The organism is Flavilitoribacter nigricans DSM 23189 = NBRC 102662, from assembly GCF_002646595.1.
Taxonomy (GTDB): domain Bacteria; phylum Bacteroidota; class Bacteroidia; order Chitinophagales; family Saprospiraceae; genus Flavilitoribacter; species Flavilitoribacter nigricans.
Genome location: NZ_PDUD01000093.1, coordinates 1 through 8,013, shown reverse-complemented (window position 1 = coordinate 8,013; position 8,013 = coordinate 1). Strand labels below are relative to the sequence as shown.

General features: G+C 49.0%; 9 protein-coding genes. 4 read left to right on the top strand and 5 right to left on the bottom strand.

Translation table 11 applies throughout. The annotated features are described in order from the left end of the window. On the bottom strand, positions 1-1,207 hold a 1,207-nt coding region (locus tag CRP01_RS41365), incomplete at its 3' end, for a phage portal protein family protein (RefSeq protein WP_143473772.1). Positions 1,208-1,310: 103 nt separating this feature from the next. Here CRP01_RS41365 and CRP01_RS41360 point away from each other — a divergent pair. Then, positions 1,311-1,931, top strand: coding sequence for a hypothetical protein (locus CRP01_RS41360; protein ID WP_099155983.1), 621 nt, complete (start codon positions 1,311-1,313; stop codon positions 1,929-1,931). On the opposite strand, the gene CRP01_RS41355 is transcribed toward CRP01_RS41360, so the two are convergent. The 4 genes from CRP01_RS41355 to CRP01_RS41340 form a co-directional block, all read right to left on the bottom strand. Then, positions 1,932-2,645, bottom strand: a complete 714-nt coding sequence (locus CRP01_RS41355; protein WP_099155982.1) for a hypothetical protein — start codon at positions 2,643-2,645, stop codon at positions 1,932-1,934. Positions 2,646-2,747: 102 nt separating this feature from the next. Then, a complete protein-coding gene (locus tag CRP01_RS41350) occupies positions 2,748-3,281 on the bottom strand; it encodes a hypothetical protein (protein WP_099155981.1) in 534 nt (177 codons plus the stop codon). A 15-nt stretch (positions 3,282-3,296) separates the two neighbouring features. Beyond that, complete coding sequence (locus CRP01_RS41345; RefSeq protein ID WP_099155980.1) at positions 3,297-4,820, bottom strand: hypothetical protein; 1,524 nt, start codon at positions 4,818-4,820, stop codon at positions 3,297-3,299. After that, the gene (locus CRP01_RS41340) at positions 4,813-5,277 is read right to left on the bottom strand and encodes a hypothetical protein (RefSeq protein ID WP_099155979.1); all 465 of its coding nucleotides are present in this window, start codon (positions 5,275-5,277) and stop codon (positions 4,813-4,815) included. Before CRP01_RS41340 ends, CRP01_RS41345 begins: the two co-directional genes overlap by 8 nt. A 169-nt stretch (positions 5,278-5,446) precedes the next feature. Between CRP01_RS41340 and CRP01_RS41335 the strand changes: the two genes are divergently transcribed. The 3 genes from CRP01_RS41335 to CRP01_RS41325 all read left to right on the top strand — a co-directional run. Beyond that, positions 5,447-6,457: a phage protease gene (locus tag CRP01_RS41335; RefSeq protein ID WP_099155978.1), complete on the top strand. Its 1,011-nt coding sequence runs from the start codon at positions 5,447-5,449 to the stop codon at positions 6,455-6,457. A gap of 69 nt (positions 6,458-6,526) precedes the next feature. Beyond that, complete coding sequence (locus CRP01_RS41330; RefSeq protein WP_099155977.1) at positions 6,527-7,522, top strand: hypothetical protein; 996 nt, start codon at positions 6,527-6,529, stop codon at positions 7,520-7,522. Between the two features lie 96 nt (positions 7,523-7,618). Continuing rightward, the coding region (locus CRP01_RS41325; RefSeq protein WP_143473771.1) for a hypothetical protein at positions 7,619-8,013 on the top strand (395 nt) is incomplete at its 3' end.

Genomic DNA, 8,013 nt, shown 5'->3' with positions numbered 1-8,013 from the left:
AGGTTTCGGAGATCCACCACATGGGGATGTCGGTCACCGTGGCCAGTTTCACAACCAGGTCGGCGAGCTGGGCTTTGTTAAGCTGACGGCGATCGTCGTAGCGGAAGGTGCCATCACCTACCTGGTAGCCGTGACGCTCCAGGATGGGTTTTAGTTTGAAGTTGAGCACCATCTCTACAAACAGGCGGTAACCCATGATAGCCTCTTTCTCGGCTTCCTGGTGTACTTCTGCCTGGCTGAGGCTGCTACCGTTCTCGGTGGTCATTGTCTGCAGCAGGAAGGCTTTGGAGATCTCTCCATTATGGAACTTGGCGTTCAGATCGAAAGCCTGGCTGTTGCCGGCCTTGGCGGTATCATGCAGATTGAAGGTACTGCCCATGGGCGTAGCGATGCCGGCATTGCTGCCCTGATCCTCCAGAATGCTCTCTGCTTCCTGGCGCTGGCCTGGGATGTTCGGATCGTATTGGATCTCCCGGATGGGCATACCGTATACTTCCAGGAATTCAGCCCAGTCTTTTACGCCGTATCTTTTATATAACACATTTGGGGCTACCACATTGAGCAATCCGAGATCCAGCGGCTTGCCTACTTCGATCAGGTAGTTGCTGTATGGCGGTTTACGGTATGGTATAGCGTTTTTCTCATCGCCCTGGGTGGGTAATACGTCGCCATATTCCGGGCGTACGTTGGGCCGGTGGATGAGTTCTATGCCCTGGGTGGTATCAGGAGAAAAGGTTTTATCGAGAAAATTGCACTGGATCAGACTATGGCCCCACCACTTACTCTCAATGATGAGGGTGACCAGGTCCATGAACCAGATTGTTTTAGTCATGTCGTTCACATCACCTTCCATCTCCTCCCCATCGACATTGTAAAAACGGATTGGGTTGTTCGTGCACTTCAGGCGAATGCGACTCATTACACTCTCCAGGTGCGCATCGATCACAATCTCATTGTACACCTGGTACAACATTCGGCGATCCGGACGCGTCTTGCTTTCGGCAACCATCAAAGCGCTCCGCCAGCGCCCGATGTCGGGAGCACTGCGTAGTAGCGTGATCTTATCGACCTGTATCTTTTTGCCGGCTTTTACCTCTTGTGTTTCGGTGGCCGGTTTGGCAGCTGACAGCATTCCCGTTTCGGCTTTTTCTACCACAAACAGCCGTTTGAAAGAATTCCATCCTGATCGATCTTTTTGCATGCTCATTGCCGAGTGTATTAAACTGTGTTAAGGCGAAGAATTAAAACAGCATCAGAACAGATAAAAACCAAATTGTTTTATCTTTGCGGAAACAAATAAATACAACCGCATGGGAAAACCCAACAATTTCGTTTTTGACTACAATGGTCTACAGTTTAAATTCTCCGTAAAAAACGACACCAAAAATCTAAAGATCAAGTTTGCAGAATTAGAGTACCAGGATCTGTTTGACTTCCTGAGAGCCCTGCTTGATTATGATTTTCCGAATGACTTCAAATCTCAGATCGTTGATTTTTTGCAAGATCTTCTACTGGAGATTAAAGAACCAATCGTTGAAGATGATGGCTACGGTCACTTTAAACTGGGTGACGTTGTAGTGCATACCATCATCGAAGACGGTGTCAAATACTATAAGTTGAACGATGTGGCACGGGCCTGTGGAATGATGAAGCTGAGTAGTTATACTTACATTCCGGTTCGTGAAAATGGGATCCTCCGGAAAGGTTTAACTAACAAGGCGCTTTATGTTCCACGCTCTGGCCTCAAAAATCTCTTCGAATTATTGAGAGATCCTGAAGCTAAAGAGGTATTGTCAGATATGTTTTTCCAACCATCCTGCACTATACCTAGTTGTGCCTATCGTATGTATAAGAACTTTTTGCCACAACAAACATCACTTCGGCACATGCTGTATGATGATTGGGTAGCTTGGGTGAAACTGTTGAATTGATCACCAGTTGTTGTCGCGCTTTTCATTACTCCACATCACTATCGACCCGGAGTCGGGTTCACCGTCTGCGTTCAGATCTGCCCGGGGGATGGCCGGTGTGAGTTCCTTGCGCCGGATTCGCTTCAATTTATCGATTGCATCGAGGTATCGATCGATGCGAAGTTGAGGTACCTGGTTGGCGCTTATCCGTGCGTGATAATGATAGGCGCTGATATCTACGTACAACATCACCATCAGGGCATTGCGCTTGGTCCAGAAATATTCCGTATCGCTCAGCAGTTTACCCTCAGTAGGTATACTTTTGATCACCAGGTAACGTACTTTGTCCGGGCCTACCACTGTATCACCCACAGCGTATGCTGTTTCTGCTGCATAGGTTTTGATCACCTCCAGCTTATCTTCGACAAACTTATTCGTATCCGCAAGATCTGCATCGGACCCGGTTGCACCATCCTGAATACACACGTATTGTTTATCGGTGCTGTTATTGATCACCAGGTCTCCAACTTTGTGCACGCCGGCATCATCCGCATCAAATACCCGGAAGTTTAAGATGCGGTCTACGTCGTACTCCAGATTGAGGTAACCTTCCATTTCGTCGCGGGCGAATTGTTCGGCTACCAGTCGGCGATTGTCTGTATCATCCGTGACACTGCTCTTGATAGCTTCGCGAATGATAGTGAGATAATCGTATGTGCAGATAAAACGATACATAATTATAAAGTTGTTGGAAGGGGCAACGGATAGCTCAGTGGCGTTCTATCGGCTGCTCACCCTTCCCTTTTTTCTAAACTGAACGAAGTTTGGCCGGCTCCGCTATTCCCGTTTAGGAGGTACGTAGGCAATAGAGGGAGCATCTTTAGTATCCTTAAAGGCGGCAAAAGTGCCGCCGCCGGTTCGTCGGTTTGGCGCTACTTTATCGAGCCAGGACTGAATGATCCGGAGCAGGTTATTGTCTTTTTCGGTTGGCGTCCACCTGATGATGGGTTCAATGGCGACCAGTAAGCCTAATAGGATCGCGGCAAAGACCTGAAAGTTTCGGTAAAACCAGGTGACCCAGTTAACGATGCCTCCACTCGGAGCGGGTTCGATAACGATCACCTCACCATCTTCGGCCTGTGCCGGTAGTTGCACCAGTACCGCACCGCTATCGTCAGCGTACGCCCGGGGCGTTACCCGGGTGGGAGCGTGCTCGAATGCCGTTTGGTCGTTGTTCGAATACTGTTTAACCTGGTATTCAGCAGGCGGCGATTCTTTTGCCAGGTGTTGTCGTTGCCCATCCGTCAGGAAGAGATACGTACCCAGAGCAAAAAACACCACGAAGAAGAGATATCCGATGTTACGTAACATGGTATTGTGGTTTGGTTAAAAAGCAAATTTTGATTTTCGACGAGGTATCGTTTTGGGCGGTGTGCTCAGCGCCTGCATCTCATCGAGTTTATAGATCGCGCCCTCCAGGGCGTCGGGTCCGTCATCGTTTACACTGGAGCCTTTTTCAAAAGCACATAGCTGATCGATCAGCATGGTCATGCCCGGATCTTTCTGCTGCGTTTGATCAAACTCCAGCATGCCGTTTTCAAAGAGTGGCTCCATGGAGGAGATCCGCTGGAACTTATCCGGCTTAGATCGCATGTCTCCACTTACCCGCAGCCGGCGTCCGTGTTTCTTCTGTAGCGGCTCCAGGGCTTTGAAGTGCATACCCTGAATAAAGTTGGCCTCCATCCAGTGTCTGATCAGCGCATGATCACCTACCTCCTCATCGAGCGTGTAGTGGTATTCGAACATATCCGCAATGGTAGCCTTGGCCACCATGGCCCGGCTCACGAAATACCGGGGGCCTTTCTTGGCCACCAGGATCACCGCCTTGTAGTCCGACTTATCACTGTTCTTGTAACTCGGGTCTGCGTAGGCTACCCAGGCATCGTACCAGGTCCAGGCTTTGCGTTTACCCCACTTGATGTAATCCCTTTTGAAGATCTTGCCCTCCTCGAGGGGGTTATTGAAGTTCTCCCGCTGGCTGCTGAAGTAGCCCATCGCTTTATTTTTGGCGATGGCTTCCTCGGTAGTGATGTGCTCAGGAAAGTTACTTTCGCCATCATCGTTGAGGATGTTTACTCGGTGGAGTTTAACAAACTCTACCTCTTTATTCTCCTCAAATTTTGCGGTAATGGTGTTCTTGTGGAACTTGTTTTGCGGGATGGCGCACGTCCAACGCTTAGTATTGAGACCACCAATGAAATCTTCCTTCACCCATTCGAATTGCTCCTGGGAGATGGCATCATTCTTAAGCGACTTCTTATCGTTAAGGTCATCGATCACACCGTAATTTGGGCGATTGGGACCGAACCTGGTACCACGAGGGGATTGCTTAATGCCGAATGGAAGGAATTGAATTCCGTCATTCGTGATGAAATTATCCATTGACCAGTTGCCTAAACTCTGACGTTTGCCGAAATCGTGGATCAACTTGAAATTGGTCTCAAAATTGACCTTGATATCGAAAAGCAAACGCATGGCCAGGTCTTCATTAGCGGACCCGGTGATCATGCCGGTGAGGTTACCCCGGTAGTATTGCCACATGGGGTAAAAGATTTCCGTGTGTACCGATTTGCCGGCCTCCCTGAACCACTGCAGCAGGTAGATGCAATATTTCGCCCGGTCCATATACCGAGCGGCCTGCTTCTGGAACTTGGCCAGCTTGTTGCCGGCGATGTAGTCGCTGAAATAGTAGGTGGCAAAAAATTCGTAATCGTCCAGGGCTTTGGCTACACGCTTTTGCTTCTCCTCTTCGGTTTCGAATGCCGGCACACCTTTGACTGTAGAGTCAGCAATGCGCTGAAACTTGGCTTCGTATTCCTGGAGGAGCTGCTTATCGTTTAGTTTACCCATTCAGCTTACGAGATTTTGCTTTGAGGAAATCAAGCGCATACTTAGACACAATGGCCGCTGCCTGCTGATCGCGCATAGTGAGAAAATCGGTCAGCTCATCGATCGCCTGGTGGTACATGGCAAAATTGTAGGATCGCTCCAGCTTGTCGATACTGGCCGCGATCTTCACCATTTGGTCGGTTTCAGCGGGCGTGGGGTAGCGTTTATCTACTTCCCGGTTGGCGATTGATTTATTGAGTTCGTCGAGCTGCCGGTACCAGCTGGCGATCACCTTGTCCTTAGTGATCGACTTGGCGGACTTGGTTCGCTTCCATGCCTGGTTGTCGTCGTTCACCCAGTTGGACATAGTTTTTGGAGATACACCGACTATCCCGGCTATCTCTCCCTGGCTCAGGTCTGTATCCACGTACAGCTCTCGCGCCCGATGTCGTTTCTCGGCACTTATGCGCTTCTTCATGTTTGCAAATTTGCGAACATCACACCAGTATTTAAACTATTAAAAAAATATTTTTAGAATAAACTAAAACAAACATAACTGTCTGTAAAATAAAATATTACAATTTGTATAGGTGTGCCGGAAGCCTCATTTTTGTGTTGTTGTTGATTCGAAAACTCAATTAGCGAATATGCCTCCGATCACTGTAGTGTTGAGCGATGAAAGCCTGAACCGTCATGGTTATCGCGTTTTGACTAATGGTATTGATATCAAGGATTTCAAGAAAAATCCAGTGATGTTGTACAACCATCATCGCAGTGTTCGGCATAACCATCCAAAGGATATTCTCCCTATCGGGAAATGGAGTAATATCCGCAAAGAAAATGGTCAATTGTTGGCGGATGCTGAGTTTGACGAGGATGATGAGTTCGCTCAGAAGGTTGCCAAGAAATTCGAGAAAGGCATTCTTAATACGGCCTCTATCGGGTTCGATTTCGTGGCTATCAGTGAAGATCCGAAGATGATGATACCCGGCCAGATCCGGCCGACGGTGACCAAAAGCGTGTTACTGGAGGCAAGTATCGCCGACATCCCCTCGAATCCCAACTGCCACAAACTTTCTTTCCAAGGCAAAACGCTCATGCTTAGCGCAGATACTGCTCCGGATGAGCTTGACAATATCTTACCAATCCTTTCTAATTCACAAAAAGAGAATAAGATGGACATTACGAAAATGGTCGCAGCTGCGCTGGGCATGCCTGAAGATGTTAACGAAACTCAGATCGTAGCGAAAGCTACTGAGTTGAGTAACCAGGTCGCCAAGTTGACTGCTGACAATAAGACTCTGGGAGATCGCCTGGCTGCGCTGGAACAGCAAAGCACCAATGATAAGGTGGAAACTCTGGTGTCTGCAGCCCTCACTGCCGGCAAGATCACCGAGGCGCAAAAACCTCACTTCCTTAAACTGGCTGCCGAGAACTTCGATGCCACTAAGGATGCTCTGGAGTCGATGCAAGCTTACAAGCCGATCACTCAGCAACTGGATAACAAAGATGGCGATCAGTTGAGCCTGGTTGAGCGGTACGATGAGCTGGATAAAGCAGGTAAGCTGAATACTCTGCCGGATGAAGAGCTTAATCTGCTTTTAGATGCTAAGATGGCTCATTTGCGTAAATCCGGCAAGGCCAAGGTAACTGCCTGATATTACGGAGAAACGCCCGGGCAGGCGTAGGATCTTAAAATCTATTTGTAAAATCTTAATCCTAATATAATGGCTGGATTGCTGAAAGAATTGTGGATTGATCTGTTGATCGGAGATGTGGATGAATTCTTCGACAACGACCACTTTCTGTCTCATGGTGCTAACATGAGCTATGCGGTGGAAAACGATCGGATCAATTTTACCTACAAAGGCCCGCGCCCCAACATCGTAAAAAATTTCCGTACCGACGGTGATACCGAACTGGATGTTTACATGCGTACCGATGTGGCAGATTATGTCGATCTCGATAACTACAGTACCGAACAAATGGTGCTGCCTCGGGTCGATCTTTTCGCTCTTCCTTACGACAAAAAGCAAAGCCTGTTGCAGGACATGCGTTTGGCTTTAGTCGATCGTATTGCCGTAGAGGGTATCTGGAATATCGGCCCCGCAGCTACAGCGACTAAGACTCCGGTTATCTCTGCTGCTACTGCCAATCCGGACGCTGGAGATGGTTACGATGCCATCGTGCGTTCCGACATTACCAACCTGCGGATCTTACTGGATATTCAATATCCCGGCCTGAAGAACGCCGACTGGCAACTGATGGTGGATTCCTATACCTACTGGTACCTGGTGAATAACGATGACATCCTGAAGGCGCAGTACAGTAACTCCGCGCCGATCGGAGCCATCCTGAGTAAGATCAGTAATGGCGGTCTGACTGGTAAGGCCATGGGCCGGGAGCCGATCCCGCTGCAGATTGCCGGGTTTACGCTGTACTGTGACGATCGTACGCCCTGGTACAAAGCCTCGGACAGCACCAAGTTCGCTTACGGTGCTACCTATACGGTGGATACTGATTTTAAATCAGCTATTGCTTACGTGCCTGGTCAGACTTTCTGCACTGCTTTGGGTAGTACGGAATTGTTTGAACAAAACCAGCATCCTGGTAAACAGGCAGACCTGGCCAGCTTCCTGACCCGGGCCTATATTGGTCCGTGGGGCCAAACGGCTTCGAACCTGAAGCATGCCGGAGCGATCCTACGCCAGCCACACTCTTAATAGTCCTTTGGGCTAAACGCATATCCTACTGTTTGCCCAGTCCGATAGGGGTTGGAGATCTTACGAGATCTCCACCCCGCCTTAAAAAACTGTTCAATGCGTATTCGATTTTACTATATCATCTGTTTTCTGCTGCTGGCGGTAAGTCTGTCGGCACAACGTAAGCCGATCACCTTCCCGGAGAAAACGACGGCCGGCGATAACGATGCTATCTACAGCCAGGAAGACGGCGCAGATAAGAAGATCAAATTCGCAACAGCCCGGAAATATTTCGTGCCGGTGATTAATCCTATTCCGATCGCCTCGGCTCCACCTGCCACCGGTAATACCCTGAACCTGGGGAATTTTGTACAGGTAGGAGATTCTTTGTTGTACTACATCGATGGCACCGGAAGAGCTATCCAGGTCGGTGGAAGTGGCACGGGCGGAGGTGGTCCTCCCTCCGGAGCTGCCGGCGGGGATCTGGACGGGACTTATCCCAATCCCACTAT